This window comes from Spirosoma sp. 209 (assembly GCF_002006735.1).
Taxonomy (GTDB): Bacteria; Bacteroidota; Bacteroidia; order Cytophagales; family Spirosomataceae; genus Spirosoma; species Spirosoma sordidisoli.
On record NZ_MVEC01000004.1, the window covers coordinates 1 to 19,286 of the forward strand.

Genomic DNA, 19,286 nt, shown 5'->3' on the forward strand with positions numbered 1-19,286 from the left:
CAGGGTGGCCGCGGTAGCGGAAAAACCACTACCCGTATCAATCGGACCTTCGGGTATTGAAAGAGTATAAACAGCTTAAAAGTTGGTACGCCAATACGAGTATCAATCGGACCTTCGGGTATTGAAAGAGGTGTCGGCAGCACTGCCTGTGGCCAGCTACAAAGTGTATCAATCGGACCTTCGGGTATTGAAAGAGTAGTGAAAGCATAACTCCGCCGCGACGAGCCAGCTAGTATCAATCGGACCTTCGGGTATTGAAAGAGTATAAACAGCTTAAAAGTTGGTACGCCAATACGAGTATCAATCGGACCTTCGGGTATTGAAAGGCGGGTTCGTAGGCGACGCCCCACTCGCCGAGATGAAGTATCAATCGGACCTTCGGGTATTGAAAGGGCCGTTGGTGAAAACAAAATCATTACAGCACTGGTGCGTATCAATCGGACCTTCGGGTATTGAAAGGTCATATTCAATAGCCGCGTCTGGCTGATCGGCGCCGTATCAATCGGACCTTCGGGTATTGAAAGATACCACGGACGGCATACGCCCCAACGATGCCGGTAGTATCAATCAGACCTTCGGGTATTGAAAGGGCAACGGTCTTGCTCAACCAAGCAATCCAGTTTGACGTATCAATCGGACCTTCGGGTATTGAAAGTTCACGGATGAAACGTCGGCTGTGAACGACAACTGTAGTATCAATCGGACCTTCGGGTATTGAAAGGTTGTCGTGATACGTCGAGAAAATAGATAGGAAGTTGTATCAATCGGACCTTCGGGTATTGAAAGCCGTATTCATGCAGCAGGGTGGCCGTGGTGGCATCGGGTATCAATCGGACCTTCGGGTATTGAAAGTTGTTCATCCCGCCAGTCTGCGGGGCCTGGCCTACGAGTATCAATCGGACCTTCGGGTATTGAAAGGTTGCCGGGATTGTCTCATTCGATAGCGTACTGACCGCGTATCAATCGGCCCTTCGGGTATTGAAATGCGTTCAGGTGCTCAGAGCTTCCACCACAATCGTTGTCTCAATCGAACCCCCTTGTATTGAAAGCCAGTATTTAATGACAGTTCCTCAATGAGCCTTACATTTTAATTGCACTATACTACACGTTAGAACGTATAGAATTGGTATAGCGTAGTAATTGACTATAACTCCTTGACAATTAGAATTATACTATGCTTAATAATCACTGTTAAACTAGTTGTTTATCGCCTGAAACCGCGTCGGTGTTGCTGCTTTTGCCCCCTTTTTGCACGCATCTGTTGCGCTAGTCTTTTAATTTCGTCTTCGTTGTTGGGTTGATCTTTTACAGCTTGGTACGGTTTGCTGTATTTCCCTTCTGCGTCTTGCTGACTAGACTTGTTGGGTTCCGTTTGTTGTTGTCGGTAAGACGTAATCATACTAACCGCTTTATCCTGACTTTGAGAAATGTCAGGTGCTGGCTCGGGCGGTGTGGGCTCTCCTAAATACTCCCGTTGTTCTTGAGCAAAACGGGCTTGTACATCTTTGACCTTCTTTTCGTGCAAAGTTTGAAGCCTCTGTAATTGACCATCGAATCGGCTCTTATCGTAATGATCTTTTTGCAACTGTCGGATGGTAGCCTGGTCTGCATAATACTCCTGGTTGAGCCGTTCAAGCTCCTTGTCCTGGCGGGCTAAAAGATCGCTGTATGCCATAGATGTGTAAGGAAAAATCAGTTATCTAATCTACTGCAGTGATATGACGTCACAGGCATTGGGGACACTACCGTTGATGACCACCACGCCGATGTTGGCTAGTTTGTCGGCGTTTTTTAGTCTTCTCCATCAGTCTGGCAAGTTGGTCCGCCTTCGCTACGCTTTCGGTGATCTCGTCTCCAGACGGCACCAACTTTTGCTCTATTGGTTCCTCTTGACGAATTGACGGAAGTTCAGAAAACAGCTTGTACAGCTTCTCAGCAGGGAGGCCAATGTCTTGGCTATGATGGCGTCTGGTTTGTTCATCAAATCCGTCTAGTCCGAATGAACAGCTTTGCCGAATCCAGCGTGCTACCTTTGGATCAGTACCGGCCGTCTCTTGAGAGACCGTCTCTAAGACTTCCCGCCAATAAGCCGCTCGTTTATTTTCCAAATACGAAATAACACGAGTTCGTCTATCATTTCGTTCAAGATCTTCCGCCGTCCGTGACGAGGAAAAAGGGACTTCCTTCATCGTATCCGATACGTGGAAAATGACCTTATCCATCTTCTTGAGCTGACCATTCGCCCGAGCGATAAAATCTTCTAAATAAGCGTATTCATCGGGATAGGCCTTATCAAATTTGAAGTCCATAGGCTTACCAGTTATGCGACGGAATTAAGAAACTCTACCATTTTCTTTTCAAAAACTTGTTCGGAAGTAAACCATCATTAACCCCCGTACACCGACACCTCTTTTTCAATGTTTCTTGATCGGTAATTCCTTGTTTATCAAGGCCTATCCATGTAAAAGTAATCGATTTTTTATCCAAATCTGTTCAAAGGTAATCGATCGTTTACATCTGAACAAGAGTACGGTTAACCCGCTATGAAACAGGCGATTGCCTACTATCGTGTTTCCACGCATCGACAGGGGCGAAGTGGATTAGGGTTAGAAGCGCAACAAGCCGTGGTCGCCAATTATTGTCGACAGAATGGGTATGCTTTGATTGACGAGATCATCGAGATCAAATCGACGCGCCGACAACAGAACCGGCTTTTACAAGCGCTGGATGCCTGTAAACGCCAAAAGGCCACCTTGATAGTCGCTCGACTGGATCGCTTAGGCCGTGATGTTGAAAAAATTGCGCGACTGGTCAAGTCCGATGTCGAAATTGTGGTGACCGATAACCCGCATGCCAACCGGTTCACCATTCATATTCTGGCCGCCGTAGCCGAAGAGCAACGGCAGCGCATTAGCGAAACAACCAGAGCGGCTTTGGATGCGGCTCGAAAGCGAGGGGTAGTTCTGGGAAAACATGGGAAGATACAGGCCCGGCGCAATAAGAAAGCGGCCGACGAGTTTGCCAACCAGCTTTTACCAATACTTAAAGCATTAAAAAGACGAGGTATTACGACTGTGCGAGCAATTGCCTTGGAACTCAATAAACAGGGCATTCCCACATTTCGGGGCGATAGCCAGTGGCATGCCAGTACCGTTTGCACCTTACAAAAGCGATTGAAACAAAAACAACCCATAAGCATGACAACACAACCCCTATCAACTACATCGAATGAACATAACCTACTCTTCGATGATCGCGCGTTACTCGAAGCGGCATTTGGCGAAACGATCTCGAAGGTATCCTCCGCTAATGCCAACTGCGATTGTATAGGCTATTCAACTTCTGACGATGAAGACGCGCATACCCACCAAGTCGCCACAGTTGCTTATTAGACCCATTGACGACCAACATTTCTTTGTCGTCAACTGTGCTTTCCCGAATTCACTACGGATTCTTAGTCGGGCACAGGCTGACATGCTAGCCGCCATTGACAATCAAACCTCGGTATCAGCCTTAAGCGAGAAATTCGGTATTGCCGCTGATGTCGTTGAGGAGTTTTTATTCCTGCTGGCTCGAACCGAGATCATCCGGTTTGACCAGCAGTTTAGTTCGCCCCGAAAACCGAGTAGCCCCCAATCGCTCAATTTTTGGGTTCATACCACGAATCGGTGCAACCTGAGCTGTGGCTACTGCTATATCTCAACGCTCAATACCACGTCGGGCATGTCGGAGACAACCCGTCACCAGTTGCTAGAGAAGATGGTAGAAACGGTTCACAAACGGGGGCTTACCTCCATCAAATTGCGCCTGGCTGGTGGGGAACCCCTCAGCCAGTTCAAAGCGTGGAAAACCTTTATTCCCCAGGCCAAAAGAACTTTATGGGACATCGGCTGTCAGCTGGAGTGCTCATTCATCACTAACCTGACTATTTTAACCGATGAGATAGTGGCTTTTTCAAAAGAGCACAGTATCAGCTACGGGATTTCCCTGGACGGACTAGATAAGGATCATGATAGCACCCGTACCTTTAGATCAGGCGCGGGGAGCTTCGCCCTCATTGACCGGAATTTGCGAACCTTGCTGGCTCATCACATTCCCGTATCGACCAATACGGTTGTTACCAATACGAATCTGGCGGGATTACCCCGTCTAACCCGTTACCTGATCGACCTGGATGTTCCGTTTCGTTATTCGATTGTCAAAGGCGAAGCCATTGATGCGGACATGCTGGACCAATACTTGTCAGAATCCTATGCGTTGATGAAAGACGCTATCGGGCAGGGCTGGCGGTTTTCCCATCGTCATCAATTCTGCGATCTCAAACCGGGCGAGTTAGGCTTTCAGACCTGCGCGTCGGGTTTTTCGGGCGGAGCGATCTATGTGGATGGCACGGTTAATTATTGCCATGTGCATTTTGGCGATCACACCCAGCTATCGTATAGCCTCTTTGATGCCGATATGGATCTGGTCGATATGATCCAGCAGGGTAGTCATTACGAAGACATGAAGTCTCCAGATTGTCAGTCTTGTCGTTACCGGTCGGTTTGCACCAGCGGTTGTCCGGTGTATCGGGTGAATGGTAAAGACCCGCAGTGTAGCCTCTACCACCGCTTTATTCCCCTGATCTATGAATTACAGGCACGGGAACGATTGAAATTATTGCAGGATTATAGAATGATAGCCTAATCGGAAAGCACCTTTTGGTATGAAGGTGCTCTCTACGTTACAAGCGTCTGCATCCTAGGAGGCCAACTTGGCGATTTTAATTTCGGTATTAGCACTGCTGGCCACGTTTTATCAACTACACCTGCAGCGGGTTCACAATGAAAAGTCACTCAAACCATTAGGCCAGATTGAGTTGCCTGATCACAACAAGCAACTTGCCGTTCATATTCGAAACAACGGTCTTGGACCACTCCTGATTGATCGACTAACCTTTGTACAGCATGGTCAGTCGTATACGGCGATTGACGATTGCCTGGCTCTCGAGCCACGGTCGTATATGCGCGTGACTATCGATGATACGGTAAAACGAGTGATTCTGCCCCATGCGTATCTAGTGGTCTTTGAAACCCGATTTGACGAGCATGAGCGTGAAGCCGACATCAACTGTGTCCGAAAGCAGTTAGCGTCCATCACCTTGACAGTAGAGGGGCGCGATATGTATGATAACCACATCGTTTTGACGCGCAATTTCAACTGGTTTTCCCGGTACCTGACCGAGTAAGCTTCATAATGTCGTGTATGGATGCCTGATGCGGCTTACTCGTCACTGTGTTTTCTACGGATACACCTCTTGTCATTTGTCAAGTTTTTTGATCAAGAAACTTGACAAATGACAAGAGGTGTGTTAGTTTAGAGGCATGGCTACGCTGGCTCAAACCGTTGCACGACAAATTGACCAACTACCCGAAGCGACGAGCTTTGGGTATGGTCAATTGGCTATAGGTAAACGGGATTATGTGGCAACCGCCAAAGTTTTGGAACGCCTGCAGAAGAAGGGCGTCATTACAAAGCTGGCCAAGGGCATCTTCTATAAGCCCAAAAAAACCATTTTTGGCGAGAAAAAGCCAGATGAACAGCAACTTCTCAAGCCCTATCTCTATCAAAACGGCCAACGAACGGCTTACATCACTGGCGACTACCTCTATAATCAATTGGGACTGACCACTCAAGTGCCAGTGGTGATGCAAATAGCCAGTCGCAATCGGCGTGTTTTTGTTAACAACGGGGCGGTCAAAGCGACAGCCGTCAAAAGCTATGTCGATGTCACCGATGATAATTATCAGATGTTAGGCTTTCTGGATGCCATGAAAGACCTCAAACAAATCCCTGATGTCGATCTAGGTAATGCCCTGGCTATTTTTAAAAGCCAGATCAGCGAGCTGACACCGGCGCAGCGGCAAATGATGATTGATTACGCGCTAGCTTACCCGCCACGGGTGAGGGCCTTGTTAGGAGCTATCCTTATGGATTTGTCTATGGAGCAAGGCATTAATAAGCTGCGGGACAGCCTCAACCCGCTCACGACGTTTGATTTGGGTATCGACGATAGCCTGCTAGCCAGCGCATCTGACTGGAAGATTCGATGAACCTGCACGAAAACCGCGACCTCTTTGCCGATGCGGTCACCATCACCGCGCAGCAAATGAAGCTGCCCGAAATTTATATCGAGAAAGATTATTGGGTGACGCTGGCGTTGCAACGCATTTTTACGAGTCCCCTGGCCGAATTCATCGTCTTTAAAGGCGGCACGGCTTTATCCAAGTGTTTCTCCTTTATCAATCGGTTTTCAGAAGATATCGACTTGGTTCTATTAAAAGACGCTTCTCTGTCGGCTAACCAACTCAAAGAACGACTCAAGCGCATCAGTAATGCCGTATCGGAAGTTCTACCTGAGCAGGACATGACGGGAATTACTAATAAGAAGGGGATGATCCGCAAAACGGCTCATTCGTATTCGCGACTGTTTATGGGAGAGTTTGGCCAGGTACGTGACCTGATCATTCTGGAATCGAGTTGGCTGGGTTCATCGGAGCCGGTGATGACGGGACGGGTCAGTTCATTTGTCTATCAGATGATGCAAAGCAGGGGCCAACGTGACTTAGCCAGTCAATATGATCTATTGCCGTTTGACGTGCCCTTGTTAGCCCCAACCCGAACGCTTTGTGAGAAAATCATGAGCCTGGTGCGGTTTTCATATACTACCAACCCTATCCTGGATTTGCGGAATAAAATCCGGCACATATACGACCTTCACCAATTGCTACAGCAAGCTGATCTTTCAGCGTTTTTTGATTCCGATGCGTTTGTAGACATGCTTCACAACGTAGCCAAAGATGACGAAGTCAGTTTTCGCAACAATAAAGACTGGTTATACCAGCATCCTTCCCAGGCGTTAGTATTCGCTAATCTGGATCATGTGTGGCCGGAGTTACGGAATACTTACCACGGCTCATTCAAAAATCTGGTGTTTGGCGAGTTGCCGGTTGATAAAGCCGTCGTTCAAACCTTGCAGCGCATTAAAGCAAGGTTGGCTTTGGTAGTCTGGATGATCAAACCTTAAGTGGTTCTTGACACGAAAAACGAATGAGGGTGCAACGTAAAAAACTAATTCTAATCCGGCTCTACAGCCGATATACTGGTGCGGTATCACTACTCAGATGAGGGGAGGGCATCTTGGCCATCATTATTTCGATACTGGCGTTGCTGGCTACGTTCTATCAATTGTACCTGCAGCGGGTACATAACGAGAAATCCCTAAAGCCCTTAGCCCAGATTGATCTGCCAGATCATGGCAAGCAACTAGCGGTGTATATCCGTAATCATGGCCTCGGACCGCTTATCATTGATCAGCTAGTTTTTACAAAAGAAGGCAAGCAGTACAAGGTCATCAATGACTGCCTCAATCTTGATCCCCGATCGTATATGCACATCTCAGTCAACAAGACTATGAAGCGTATTGTACTACCTAATGCGCACTTGGTTGTTTTTGAAACAAATTTTGACGAGCATGAGGGCGTCGCAGAGCGAGACTATGCTCGAAGGCAATTGGCTGGGATCACGTTACAAGTGGTGTTTCGCGACATCTATGATAATCCAATGACAATTGAGCGCGATTTTGAATGGTTTGGAAGGTATCTACTTGACAATAGTCATTGATGAACGACTATAAACGTGGTGTTGCTGTACTATGGCCAGCTACATCACGTCTTGATCCCAAGTCGGACAGCGTACACCCATCGGAATGAACAAGAGTTCTGGTGTACCATTTTCCGCTCTTTTATAGCCAGGTTTTTGCTGAAGCAATCAGCCATCCATGGCGTGCAAAAGGTGTCTTAGTATTAATTAGCCGTTCTGCGTGAGCCCAGTTCGATCTTAAGACCTGGCAAAATACAACGTCATTTAAGTATGGCCCAAGCTACAAGGCCTATACCTTGTATTCCAGGGTAAGAGGCCACATCAACCAATATCGATTCATTGAGCGGCTTGACGTTGGGAGAGTAGACACTATGAGATGCCTAAAACCGCTCAAAATAATTTGAATACCTGTATGGGTACTTTTTTTTGTAAAACAAATACGCAATCTAGTAGCATACGATACATAAATTTAGACTAGTATAAATTAATGCGGGGATGTTTTTAGTTACCCATAAATGGGAGATGGGTCTGTCACTTCATCGCCCATCTGGTTTGTCAAACGATACGAATAGGCTTGATGGCTAAGCTGAATAGACATCATAAGCTTTACAGCTACGCGGTATAGTCTAGTCTTAACGACATATTCAAAAAATGGGAATATTTTTACATATGAATATATAATTATAAATAAAAAAGTTAATATTAAAATGATGATAAGTTAATATAAGTGGTTGGAACGCTAGTGTGGCTTTTATAAGGCATAACCTGAAAAATGCCGTATAATAAACTAACAAAAAGATTTAGAGCAACGGCTGTATTTTGCCTTAAAACTTAAGCGGATCGTCTGTCAAAAAGAAGACCCTTTATATAATAAGGTGCTTCGACATAGCCTGAATTGTGGCTAGTGATCTCGATAAAGTTGATTTAACGGTTTCTACTATCCACTACCGATACGATCTTATGGCTCTCATACATGATTTGATAACCATCGTATACAATGGGCTTCAGAAATTAACCGTAGTGAATTTGTTGGCTACTTTACTTCTGGCAGGTAGCCTTGCTGTGGGCTGTTTCGTGCTCTGTGATTATTATTCTAAACTGTGGAATAAATCATTCAAAAAAACAATAGTTCATAAGATTTTAAGTCTTTGCGCGGCCATCTTTACGTTTCTGTTTGTTTTAGTTTTCGCATCTATTACTTTTTTTGAAGAAGTTTCCAAGTCAATTCTCTCGGGATGGAAAGCGGGAATAAGCTTAGATAGCGAATGGCAGTCAACGACATTCGCCAAAGCGTACCAGGCTGTAAAAGATTGTTGTGAAGCTATTGAACCGTTTGCTGACTATACTGATGGAAGAAACATTCCACTAACGAGCACCAAAGCGCAAGAGACGTTCGCGAAGACGTATATAGAAGAAGGGATAGCGCATTTTAGAGACCATCACAGCTTTTTAACATTAGTCTGGTCTAACCCGCGAATCTCAGAAGCAGAAATTCAAAAAGACGTACAATATTTCTTCGCCAATATTGGTAAAACATACCCGCCAGAAAGAGCCATTACTCTAGTGGCCAATGAGGCAAAAAAACAACTTGAAAAGCAGTCGCCGAAGGTAGTCGTATGGACTAGGCTATTGCTTGTTGCCTTGTTTATACTCGTGCAAGCTTTTCCGTTTGGCTTAATTGGAATAGCTGCGTATAATAGCCTTGAAGTAAAAGTTTAAATCTTAACAGCTTTCGACGTGAATAATTTGATAATTGGCCTTGGGGGTACAGGCGGAAAAATCATTCGTGCTTTTCGGAAAACAATCTTTCAGGAATTTCGAACTAATACACCAGATAGCGGGGTTAACATCAACTATTTGTACATAGATACAAATGAGCGCGACTTGCAGGAAAGCGAGTCTTGGCGGGTACTTGGGACAAGTGTCGCATTAGGCGAAAACAGTAAATTACTACTCAAAAATTCGGATCTCAACAGTATTCTTAGTGAGTTAAATTCTCACCCGGGTATAAAAGATTGGATCGGTGATGCTAAAGAGTGGGCCGAGTTCTTAAGTGGTATGGCCGGACTAGCCATGGCCGGCGGCCAGAAAAGAAGGTTAGGCCGATTCTTGCTGGCAGCTAACGCCGATGAATTATCTAACCGGATTAAACTACAGGTCGCGAAATTACAAGAGAATGGCCAGCAAGAGGTTCATTTTCACATCTGCTGTGGTTTGGCAGGGGGCACCGGGTCGGGATCGTTGATTGACGTGATCGCTCAGATAAGAAAGCTGTACGTGCCGAATACTAGCTTTAAATACGCGATCACTCTATATCTTTTTTTGCCTGAGTTGAATGCTCCGCAAGAAAAAATTCAAGCTGGATTTTATCATGCCAATGGTTACGCAGCCTTACGAGAACTGAACGCGCTTGGGGTGGGTAGTTATTTGCCGATCGATGTGTCAACTACGAATACCAATGGTAAAACACGGTTCACGAATAGCACATTAAAAGATCCGTTCTTAGGCGCGTATTTATTTTCTAATATCAATCAAAACGGCAATACGGTTGATGTGGATGAAGAACTGCCGACAATTGTTACCGATTTTATTTATCAAAAACTTGTTTCTCTGCGCGGTACAGAAATTGAAACAAAAATTTCTTCTCAGGAGAACAATGAAAATGGCGTTCAGCTGACTGAGCAATCTGCAGAAAGTAAAACCCCTGAACGTTCACTGCGTTTCTTAGGATTTGGTGTCAAAAGGATAGCTACGCCTGAAGAGGAAATCCGCGAATTTATTACGTACAGCTTTGCCCGCCAGGCGACCTACCAGCTACGATATAATTTCTGGAATGACGAGATAGGTTTTAGGAATTTAGCTCGTAACTGGAACTTTGGCGAGGAAGTAGCTGACAAAAAGACGCAAGAAAAATGGCGGCTTACGCTTGAGCATTTGCAGTTGTCACTTCCTATTACGGAAGATGCTGTAACTAAAAAATGGATGCCCATAGGCGATACTTGGCGAATGGTCATGCCTAATTTCAAAGAGTTAGCCAAGTCAAGTACCGACACGAATTGGTTGGATGAACTGCAGGTGCTGTGTGATAAGTATTACAATGAGAGCTACCGGAATATGGGTGTTAGAAACTTCTACGAGGCTAAGGCGCACGACCTTAAAGCATTGGCCAGAGAAGTTGTTAACCGGGTGGAAAAGGAAGTGTTTACCGAGTGGCGAAATGGTGTAAAGTCCTTGTATGATATAAAGCAGTTACTGGAAGCTTTAGCCGATAATTTGGTTACAAGACGGGCTGATTTACAGGGGAAAATCGTTCGTAACAATAGTGCCGTAGAAGAGACGAATGCCAGGGCTCTGGCTAATAAAAAATCGTGGGCGGACATGGGCCTATTTTCTCGGACATTAGGAAAGCCTAAAGAATTACTGAATGCCCAGGGCGCGGTTTTTGAAGAGCTATACATTTATAAAACGCAAGCGGAAGGCCTTCAATTTGCTATTGGTTTTGTCAACGAAATCTTGGAGCAGTTTACCGAATTAAGGGCGCAAGTAGAAACGGCTAATAAAACGCTGGACGAAGCGTTGAAGGTTTTCGAAAAAAATATTGAAGAACGCTGCAATGACAAAGAAGAAGATTTGCGGAGAGAAGGCAACTACAAAAAGCAGGTCATACGTTTTTACGAGCCAGAAAAAGTCAGAGAAGTTACTAAGCGATTGGAGAGGGATAAAAAGCAGCAAGATACCCAGACGTCTAATGTTCGTAAAGCTTTAATTGATCCCTTGGGGAATGATCCGTCTTTTAGGCTTTTCAACACGTTAACGTCACAATCGCATTTTATTGCGACGTTAGAAAAGACCTGTGATCATAACGCCCGCACAGCAGAAGCCTCCCTGGAAAATAAGGATCGGTTATTCGATGTTGGTATCATTGCAAAACTCAAGGCTTTATATGGAAGCCGGGAAGAAGATTTGCGGAAGTACGTGAAAAAACTCGTGGATTATTCGGGCTATTTCTTAATTCTGAATCAAAATGAAGTTAACCGAGTAGGGGATGGTGCTGTTTCTAACAATGTTAGACGCACGTTTACAGTCATTCTGCCAGACGTTCCTGAACATAGAGATTTCGTGGAGAAACTTCAGGCCGCTTTTCAAGAGGCAGTACAAGGTGTCACGGTTCAGTTTGCCTTCTCCAGTCGAAAGAAACACGAAATCGTATTGCTCTCTCTTATAAACGGCTTACCACTTCGCTACGTAGAACTGGTGGGTGCTCTGGGGGAAAAGTACAATGAACGCATAGCCAAAGAAGACGGCAAACGGGCAAAACTGTTTTTGCATACGGAGGGCGACGGATCCGATTTGCCGCGACTTTTCTTAGCTTCTGAACTAGATAAACAAAAAGAGTTAGAACGAATTCAGCATGAGGCTATCCCGCACCTTCTCCTAGCGCATACTATGGGTTTTCTCGAAGAGAAGGAAGACGAAAATGGCTATCAAAAATGGGCTTTTGTTCAACCGAATGATTTTGGACGGATGGTGCCCATGGTGTTTATGGACAAAAAATTATCCCAGTGCTACCTGACCCTTACTCGTCAAGCGGTGCAATTGATAGAAAATGCCGTTCAGCCCCGTCTCGCCTCGGACTATAAGCATAAGGTCAAGAAGGATGAGCTAAAGCAGTCACTTATTGCATTAGTTAAACACATCGCTGCGGAGCGTGGCAATGAAGATCGAGTGTACATCTTGCACGAAGAAGCAGCGGGAAGACTAATAGACACTTTAAAATCTGAGTAAATCAAATGGCTAAACAAGGTATATGCGTCAATATTGGCAATTGTGATAATGCCAATAACAAAAAAGTAATAACGGTTCAGGATGGGTTGGATTTTACGTGTCCGGAATGCGAAAAGCCGTTAGTCGCTGTGGCCAAGGAACAAAAGCGGGTTCCAATGGTGGCATATTTGCTGGTAGCTGGGCTTCTTGCTGGTCTGGCTTGGTATGGTTGGAACTCTTTTACAGAAGGTTCACCACCTGTCAAACCTGACCGGGATTCTAGTGATCTTGTTGACGGAGGAAGCGAGCCAATTATTCCACCTTATGATACGACTTCGAAAGCTAACGCTTTCTTGACGGATTTTGCTTATCTGCCACCAGTTCCCGACGCCCAAAAGAGCCTATTGAAAGGAATTGTTGAGTTAGGGGCAACCGGATTTAACTCATTTATTATTCGTGAAGACGATCAACGGAATTGGAAACTCGAAAAAGCCGCGTATGGGTCCAGTCTGGTGTATGAGCACATGGCCACGGAAGACGACATCGTCAAAGGTTTAAGGGAGTATATAGCTGATATTCTTAAATACGGCGTGAAGCCTAAAAATATCCACTTCATTGCCAGCTCAGGAGCGAGCAAAGAAGAGAATGTTATGAAGATTATGGATATCATGCGCGACAAGCTTGGTTACAGAGTAAATACCGTCACGCCTGAGCAGGAAGCAAAGTTTGCGCTGCGTTGTATTCTGCCCGAAAAGTATGAAGGGAACGCCTTTGTGGTAGATATGGGCTCCTCAAATACAAAAATATCGTACATAGAAAATGGCAAGGAGGTGGGGTTCGATACGTTTGGTTCGAAATATTTTCAGTTAGACCATACGGATACCGAAGTAAGAAACGACATACTCACTAAATTTTCTAAAGTGCCCAAAAATGTCCGTAGTATATGTTTTATAATGGGAGGTGTCCCCTTCGAACTAGCCAAACAAATTCGAAAAGACAAGGAACGCTACAACTGCCTTATGTCGCCAAATGCTTACGTGCCCGAGGGTGATCGACAGAAGGCCGGGCTAGTGATATACTCAGCAATTGCTCAGGCGACGCAATGCCGACAATTTGTCTTTGATTGGGACGCCAATTTCTCGATTGGCTATTTACGGTCTATTAATTGATATAAAATGAGAGTAACCAGTCTTTTAGCATTATCCCTGTTGGTAAACCTATTGTTTCAACACTGTCAGCGTCCAACTGCTGTTTTGACAAAGGGAGCCGTGATTACCGAAGAGCATTTTATTGACTGCTTTGCGGACGGTCTTCAGGCGGATGGGCGAGAAGTGTGGTGTGAAGCATCAGCTGTGTTTTATGACGGCGCTCATCTATATTTTGCCAATGATAAAGACATGCCAGGGGTAGATGCTTCCGTATTCTACATTCCGTACGACGGTAAAAAAATCTACCCAGATAAACCGGTCTATTTCTCCCAGCCCGCTTTAAAAAGTAGCCATAAGTACGAAGATTTTGCCCTTACGCCCGATCGTAAACACGTTTTTTTAACCACTGGATTTGACCGGATAAAGAGTGATAGTCATGAATGGGATGGCTATAATTCGTTGTTATATTGGTCTTCTGACAAATTGCCGAATAGTTTTTCGCCAAAAAACACCAAGCTGGCGCAGAATGAGAATTTTTCGTTGACGCTGCGTAAAGCGTTATCCAAAGCTTTACGATCTAGTCAGTTTCCGGAAGGAATGCCCTACTTTAAAGTAGAGGGCTTAGCTGCCACGGATACCAAATTGTATTTTGGGATTCGTGAAGAAGGAAAAAAATTTGATGACTTTGCTTACAAAGTCAAGCTAGTGAGTGTTCCCTATCGCTTCGCTCTTGATAGTCTGATACTTTCGGAAGATTTTCAAGTGATTTCGGATATTAATATCGCTACTATGCATCCAGGGTTACCACCCAATTTAGCCTTATCATCTATTGAATATGATAGGGCTAGAAAGGTATTTTGGCTACTGACTTCTTCGGAAGGGGAAAATCAAGCTAATTCCGCCTATCTCTGGTGGGCTACCGAAGCGGATCTTAAAGCGAACAAAATGAATATAGTAAATGATAGGCTCACCAAACTACCTTTGACATTTACCAACAAAGCCGAGGATCTAGCGCTGGTGGCTAAAAATCGGTTGTTCATTATACATGATGACGATCGAAGTAAACCAAAAGTGGGTGGGGTGATACGTAAGCCACACCAAGCAGCTTATTCAATTGTCGAATTTATGACCCCTTGATGTAGCTGCATGATGTACTAGAAACGATAGTTGCTAACTATTGTATGATGTTCGTGCGAGTACATTTTATAGCAAAACAAGTGTATTCGACTCAGCACGATCGACTCGCTGAGTGGGTAGAGACTGTTATAAACAGGGGTGGACTGTAAAGCGGTGGCCTGTGTTATACGGGGGCGTTGCATCATCTCGCTCCTGTGTAACAGGCCAGTCGCCTTTACCAGAAAAAAAGCGTTTCGGACGGTAAGGGGTACCAATGCAGTTCACTGAAACCCCGCGAGCCCGTTTGCGGGGCGTCAGCGGGAAAAATGGTGTGGTACACGAATCAGGCGGTTCGGTTCAGCGCCTGCAATCGTTATTGATTTGCATTGACCCCTTCCTCAATGGCCCCCTGCAAAACGGCCATCCTAATATCGCACAGCGTTTGCTCTTTCGCGCAGTCATTTAGCCCGGTTAGGGTGTAACCATATCACGCACCGGTCAGTCAACTGGCAAGATCACCTGCAATTCTTCATCTAGGGATTTATTGTGTTTAATAAAAACCCGGTCGGCACAAAGACCGACCGGGTGGGAAACCGTCTTACCAGGTTTGGTAGCCGTTACTTCAGCAGTTCCTTGGCTACCTCTTTTGCAATGAGCAGGGCAATCAGGTTGTCCCGTTCACGCTCGTAGGTTTGAAAGGCTTCGGGACAAGTCTGCCGGATCTGATCTTCCTTTACCTGAATCGAAGAGACCATATACAGAGATGACAGCACATCGCCGACGTAGGGGTCAGTGTGCTGACCCTGGGCCTTAATGATACGGGCAATTTCGGAAGAGTGCTGGCTGAATAAACTCAAACATTCTTGTTGCAAGGCTGTACAGGGGTCCGTGCTATGGGATGAATAGTCAGTTTCCTTCGACGAGTCCGTGCAAGACATCGTCAAGCACAGGATGGACAAAACGGCGGCCTGCAACAGCATGAAGGGACGGCAACGTGTTTTTTTCATGATCGTTCTGGTCAATGTTGTTAAAAAGATGGAACTTTTGTACTTTAATGAACAGAGGCAAATGGGGGTCAACTCCCTCTGTAGTAGTCGACTGTATTTGTTCCGAAAGATAGAGGAGGGATTTGGTAGGCTTTTTCGACAATGGATGTACCGGCCCTAGACAGGGATGAATATCCTTTTACCCGTGATTTCTCGGAAAACAGAGGTTTTAAAGAGAAATCACGGGTTCGTCAGATTGGCCGGGCCGTTCGTCCCGGCTGCAGCCCTATTGGTTGATTCCGGACCACAGGAGTAGGGGTACAATCGTTTCTTGGAATGAATTTCTTCAAACATGAAACAAGCCTTCACCATACTGGTGTCTCTTTTGCCTAAAACTGGATGGCGCAGCCTGGGAAAACGCTTATTGGCTGACATCCTGATGTGGATGCTCTTTGCTATCTACCTGAGCTGGCTATCGGAGATGACGTTTAAGAAAACGTTGGATTTACAGGCACCGTTTATTCTCAGTTTTGCGACACTGGGCATCCTTTTCTTCTGGATACATACTTTCACTGTGATTCCCCTGATTCGCCAGAAACGGTATGTGGATGCCGCCGATCAGTTTTTATTTTTGCTGCTGCTCTTACTGGCTCTCAGGCTTACTGGCTGGTTTGTCTTGACGGATCACTATCAGGTATTCCAGAAAGTGCTCCGCATGAGCAAGGGTAGCCCGGATGAAGAGTGGCTTCTCGGTTACGAAGGCCAGAGCTGGTGGACTTGGATGGTATCCGGTTATATGGCCATTCTTTATATTGGCTTTTTCACCTGCGTGGGAGCACTGATTATGTTTCCGACCAGTCTGGCTTACGGCAACTGGGTACATGTGAAAGGCTGGCCAAGCTGGATTCGGCGCTTAACCACTCGGTTGGGCTCGCCGTCAAGCAATGTTCTAGAGGCTCGTCCCGTCCGAATCATAGCCTGGCTTTCCCGCCGGCTTTCAAAGATAACTTTGTCTTTTGCCTCCAGGTTTAGCCGCTTGCACGTTTTCAGTCGTCAAGCCCCTTATGTACCTGATATACTTGCCTGGTTGATCTTGTTTGCGTACACATTTTATGTTTACTCTAGTTGGACGGAAGAAACTAAACATCCGTCTGCCAGGGTATTTTTGGTGACTTATTTGATAAGCGGTGTTCTATTTTTCTGGTACCATACTTTCGCAAACGTGCCGGCCGTACGGCAAAAAAACTACCTGGAAGCGTTCTCCCGCGCTGCCTATCTGACGGCGTTTCTACTCTTTATTCGAATGGGTCTTTGGGCCATTTTTATTCCGCATACCACTTTCGTCGCTTTCTTCGCTGAACTGTCCCAAACCAGCAACGACTCCACTGAAGCTCAGCGGGATATGCTGAAAGTTATATTGAAATCTGAAAACAACATTTTTATATTCTCAGTCGCCGTAGGAGGGGCCTTTATAATCCTGATTGGGCTGGTTGAGGTCTTGGTACTGCTTTCGGCGAGCGTTGGCTATGGCGTTTGGAAAGGGATTCAAGGGTGGCCTGTCCGGCTTTCACGCCGTTGGAATCCATTTACAAAGCCAGTTTTCTGGGCCGCTCTCGGCTGGATTGGCTGGGCGTATCTGCATTTCATTCAAACCGTCTATACACGCCTGCCTTCCTGGGAAAACTTTTTATACTACCTGTTCATCCTGATCATTCCAACGGCTACCGTTTTTTATTTCAATATCCACACAAGCTTTCGCTTACTGGACAGAAAGAAGTACTTACTAGCCATTTTCTGGACGTTTGTTTTACTGATCATGCTGGTTTCGGTTAAAGTACTTTTATTCCGTCTGGCTCACGAACGGTTCGGCATGTCAGGACTGCTGTGCCGCGGCATCTTTGAGACAGCCGCTTCCCTCCCTGAAGGCGCTATCGGCAAACCCGTGACCATTTTTGTATCGGTCGACTTTCAGCGCCTTAACCGAATTTTTCTGCGGGAAGATTTTTTTCTAATGATGCTCAGTTTTGTGTTGGGGTTTTCCCGACGGGCTGAAAAGTACCGGCGGGATTCGGTACGGCTGGCGGAGGAAAAGCAACAGGAAGTGGTCCGGCAGAAAGAGCTAGAGAACGCGTTACTGAAACAAGCTTTGGAGCTTTCGGAAAACCGGCGAAAAATGCTGCAGTACCAAATTAACCCCCATTTTCTATTTAATACGCTCAATGTTCTTTATGCCAGAGCGCTACTGGTGTCCCCCCCCCTGGCCGATGCCTTTATGAAACTCTCAGAAGCCATGCGCTACAGCCTCAGAGAAGCCGCTGAAGGAAGCAAATCACTCCTGGAAGACGAAATTCGCCACCTGACTAATTACATTGAATTGAATCAATACCGGTTTTCGGGCGAGTTACAGGTTCGGTTTGAGGCGGACGAAGATCGCTACCGACACCGAATAAGCCCCCTCGTGCTGATCACGTTTGTGGAGAACGCCTTCAAACATGGTGACCTGCATGACCCGGCTCATCCGGTTCACATCCGATTAAATCTGAGCGATAGTAGCTTAGTTTTTTGGGTGCGTAATAAGAAACGAGTCGGGCAAGTAGCTGAGTCGACTGGTATTGGACTGAAAAATACCCGGGAACGGCTGCAGATGGCCTATCCCAATCAGCATTCCCTACAGGTAATGGACGAGCCAGCCTTCTATACCGTTGAACTAAAGATTGATTTTTGGATGGCTCCCGTCACACCTGACGGAACAGCTGATGTGCACTCGAAACTTCCTGGCCTATGATTAACGTGGTATTAGTTGACGACGAACAGTTGTCGTTGGATATTTTGGGACAGTACATCGACAAAACACTCGCCCCAGCTATGCAGGTAGTTGGCAGTTTTCGCAACCCCCGAAAGGCTCTGGAAGCTATCCTGACCCAATCAATTGGTCATCCCGTTGACTTGATTTTGCTTGATATCGAGATGAATGAGCTGAATGGTATGGACTTTGTCCGGCAGCTCAGAGGTCGGTACAAAGTCATACTTACCACGGGCCGCACTGAATACGCGCTGGAAAGCTATAATTACGACATAGCTGATTACCTATTGAAACCCATTGCCTACGACCGGTTCCTGCGTGCTGTTCAGAAAGTATTTGATCCAACAGCGACGATGCCATTGCATGTGGGTATGATACCACCCCAGCGGTCAGAGCAACAGGGTACTGTCAGCTTAATAGACGATTCTTTGGTACTGGATGTTACAAAGATAGACCGGGGGACAACGATTCGGCTCAAGAAACGGGTCCGATTCAAAGATATAATTCGGATAGAGTCGGATAAGAATTATGTAGATATTTTCCTGCCTGAGGAAAGAATCACGGCCTTGATTAGCCTTAACGATATGCAGAATATGCTGCCTACCCATCAATTCGTCCGCGTTCATAAAAGTCATATCATTTCTATCGACCATTTTGATTCTCTGCACGAGAATACCATCTACCTGACCGGATCTGTTGCCGTTCCGTTAGGCGGGACATTTCGGGACGCGTTCAATAAAATAATTGCAGATAGATTCGATTCTCCATTTCGTACCAAGCGTTAATGGATTTGGATAAACAGCGTGAAGACGGATCAAACTAGCCAGT

General features: G+C 45.8%; 15 protein-coding genes and 1 CRISPR repeat array. Of the genes, 12 read left to right on the forward strand and 3 right to left on the reverse strand.

Annotation, left to right across the window (positions count from 1 at the left end):
- Positions 1–34: 34 nt before the first annotated feature.
- Positions 35–1,049: a CRISPR direct-repeat array (repeat unit 29 nt; unit sequence GTATCAATCGGACCTTCGGGTATTGAAAG).
- Positions 1,050–1,204: 155 nt separating this feature from the next.
- Both B1C80_RS07790 and B1C80_RS07795 read right to left on the reverse strand, forming a co-directional pair.
- Entirely contained in the window at positions 1,205–1,675 is a 471-nt protein-coding gene (locus B1C80_RS07790; protein WP_077920523.1) for a hypothetical protein, read from the reverse strand.
- A gap of 67 nt (positions 1,676–1,742) precedes the next feature.
- Positions 1,743–2,309, reverse strand: coding sequence for a hypothetical protein (locus B1C80_RS07795; protein ID WP_077920524.1), 567 nt, complete (start codon positions 2,307–2,309; stop codon positions 1,743–1,745).
- A 234-nt stretch (positions 2,310–2,543) separates the two neighbouring features.
- Between B1C80_RS07795 and B1C80_RS07800 the strand changes: the two genes are divergently transcribed.
- The 10 genes from B1C80_RS07800 (at position 2,544) to B1C80_RS07845 (ending at position 14,690) form a co-directional block, all read left to right on the forward strand.
- Positions 2,544–3,392 (forward strand): recombinase family protein, encoded by an 849-nt coding sequence (locus tag B1C80_RS07800; protein ID WP_077920525.1) that lies wholly within the window; start codon positions 2,544–2,546, stop codon positions 3,390–3,392.
- Positions 3,349–4,686, forward strand: a complete 1,338-nt coding sequence (locus B1C80_RS07805) for a radical SAM protein (RefSeq protein ID WP_077920526.1) — start codon at positions 3,349–3,351, stop codon at positions 4,684–4,686. Before B1C80_RS07800 ends, B1C80_RS07805 begins: the two co-directional genes overlap by 44 nt.
- A gap of 67 nt (positions 4,687–4,753) precedes the next feature.
- On the forward strand, positions 4,754–5,227 hold the full coding sequence (locus B1C80_RS07810; protein ID WP_077920527.1) for a hypothetical protein: 474 nt from the start codon (positions 4,754–4,756) through the stop codon (positions 5,225–5,227).
- A 136-nt stretch (positions 5,228–5,363) separates the two neighbouring features.
- Complete coding sequence (locus tag B1C80_RS07815; RefSeq protein ID WP_077920528.1) at positions 5,364–6,092, forward strand: DUF6088 family protein; 729 nt, start codon at positions 5,364–5,366, stop codon at positions 6,090–6,092.
- Entirely contained in the window at positions 6,089–7,066 is a 978-nt protein-coding gene (locus tag B1C80_RS07820; protein WP_077920529.1) for a nucleotidyl transferase AbiEii/AbiGii toxin family protein, read from the forward strand. Before B1C80_RS07815 ends, B1C80_RS07820 begins: the two co-directional genes overlap by 4 nt.
- 113 nt (positions 7,067–7,179) lie before the next feature.
- Complete coding sequence (locus tag B1C80_RS07825; protein ID WP_077920530.1) at positions 7,180–7,662, forward strand: hypothetical protein; 483 nt, start codon at positions 7,180–7,182, stop codon at positions 7,660–7,662.
- A 939-nt stretch (positions 7,663–8,601) separates the two neighbouring features.
- Positions 8,602–9,360 carry a hypothetical protein gene (locus B1C80_RS07830; protein ID WP_077920531.1) on the forward strand — a complete coding sequence of 253 codons (759 nt, stop codon included), beginning with the start codon at positions 8,602–8,604 and terminating at the stop codon, positions 9,358–9,360.
- 18 nt (positions 9,361–9,378) lie between these two features.
- The gene (locus B1C80_RS07835) at positions 9,379–12,426 is read left to right on the forward strand and encodes a tubulin-like doman-containing protein (protein WP_161492731.1); all 3,048 of its coding nucleotides are present in this window, start codon (positions 9,379–9,381) and stop codon (positions 12,424–12,426) included.
- Positions 12,427–12,431: 5 nt separating this feature from the next.
- Positions 12,432–13,574, forward strand: coding sequence for a hypothetical protein (locus B1C80_RS07840; RefSeq protein ID WP_236648679.1), 1,143 nt, complete (start codon positions 12,432–12,434; stop codon positions 13,572–13,574).
- Between the two features lie 84 nt (positions 13,575–13,658).
- Positions 13,659–14,690, forward strand: coding sequence for a hypothetical protein (locus B1C80_RS07845; RefSeq protein ID WP_077920533.1), 1,032 nt, complete (start codon positions 13,659–13,661; stop codon positions 14,688–14,690).
- A gap of 596 nt (positions 14,691–15,286) precedes the next feature.
- Here B1C80_RS07845 and B1C80_RS28075 read toward each other — a convergent pair.
- Entirely contained in the window at positions 15,287–15,676 is a 390-nt protein-coding gene (locus B1C80_RS28075) for a hypothetical protein (RefSeq protein ID WP_139361611.1), read from the reverse strand.
- Positions 15,677–16,007: 331 nt separating this feature from the next.
- Between B1C80_RS28075 and B1C80_RS07860 the strand changes: the two genes are divergently transcribed.
- Positions 16,008–18,440 (forward strand): sensor histidine kinase, encoded by a 2,433-nt coding sequence (locus B1C80_RS07860; RefSeq protein ID WP_077920536.1) that lies wholly within the window; start codon positions 16,008–16,010, stop codon positions 18,438–18,440.
- Positions 18,437–19,243 (forward strand): LytTR family DNA-binding domain-containing protein, encoded by an 807-nt coding sequence (locus B1C80_RS07865; RefSeq protein WP_077920537.1) that lies wholly within the window; start codon positions 18,437–18,439, stop codon positions 19,241–19,243. Before B1C80_RS07860 ends, B1C80_RS07865 begins: the two co-directional genes overlap by 4 nt.
- Positions 19,244–19,286: the final 43 nt, after the last annotated feature.

Bases quoted from the DNA above. Each gene is read 5' to 3' on its own strand.
- B1C80_RS07790 (WP_077920523.1), bottom strand. From the start codon at position 1,675: ATGGCATACAGCGATCTTTTAGCCCGCCAGGACAAGGAGCTTGAACGG.
- B1C80_RS28075 (WP_139361611.1), bottom strand. From the start codon at position 15,676: ATGAAAAAAACACGTTGCCGTCCCTTCATGCTGTTGCAGGCCGCCGTT.
- B1C80_RS07815 (WP_077920528.1), top strand. From the start codon at position 5,364: ATGGCTACGCTGGCTCAAACCGTTGCACGACAAATTGACCAACTACCC.
- B1C80_RS07795 (WP_077920524.1), bottom strand. From the start codon at position 2,309: ATGGACTTCAAATTTGATAAGGCCTATCCCGATGAATACGCTTATTTA.
- B1C80_RS07820 (WP_077920529.1), top strand. From the start codon at position 6,089: ATGAACCTGCACGAAAACCGCGACCTCTTTGCCGATGCGGTCACCATC.
- B1C80_RS07865 (WP_077920537.1), top strand. From the start codon at position 18,437: ATGATTAACGTGGTATTAGTTGACGACGAACAGTTGTCGTTGGATATT.
- B1C80_RS07805 (WP_077920526.1), top strand. From the start codon at position 3,349: ATGAAGACGCGCATACCCACCAAGTCGCCACAGTTGCTTATTAGACCC.
- B1C80_RS07860 (WP_077920536.1), top strand. From the start codon at position 16,008: ATGAAACAAGCCTTCACCATACTGGTGTCTCTTTTGCCTAAAACTGGA.
- B1C80_RS07830 (WP_077920531.1), top strand. From the start codon at position 8,602: ATGGCTCTCATACATGATTTGATAACCATCGTATACAATGGGCTTCAG.
- B1C80_RS07840 (WP_236648679.1), top strand. From the start codon at position 12,432: ATGGCTAAACAAGGTATATGCGTCAATATTGGCAATTGTGATAATGCC.
- B1C80_RS07800 (WP_077920525.1), top strand. From the start codon at position 2,544: ATGAAACAGGCGATTGCCTACTATCGTGTTTCCACGCATCGACAGGGG.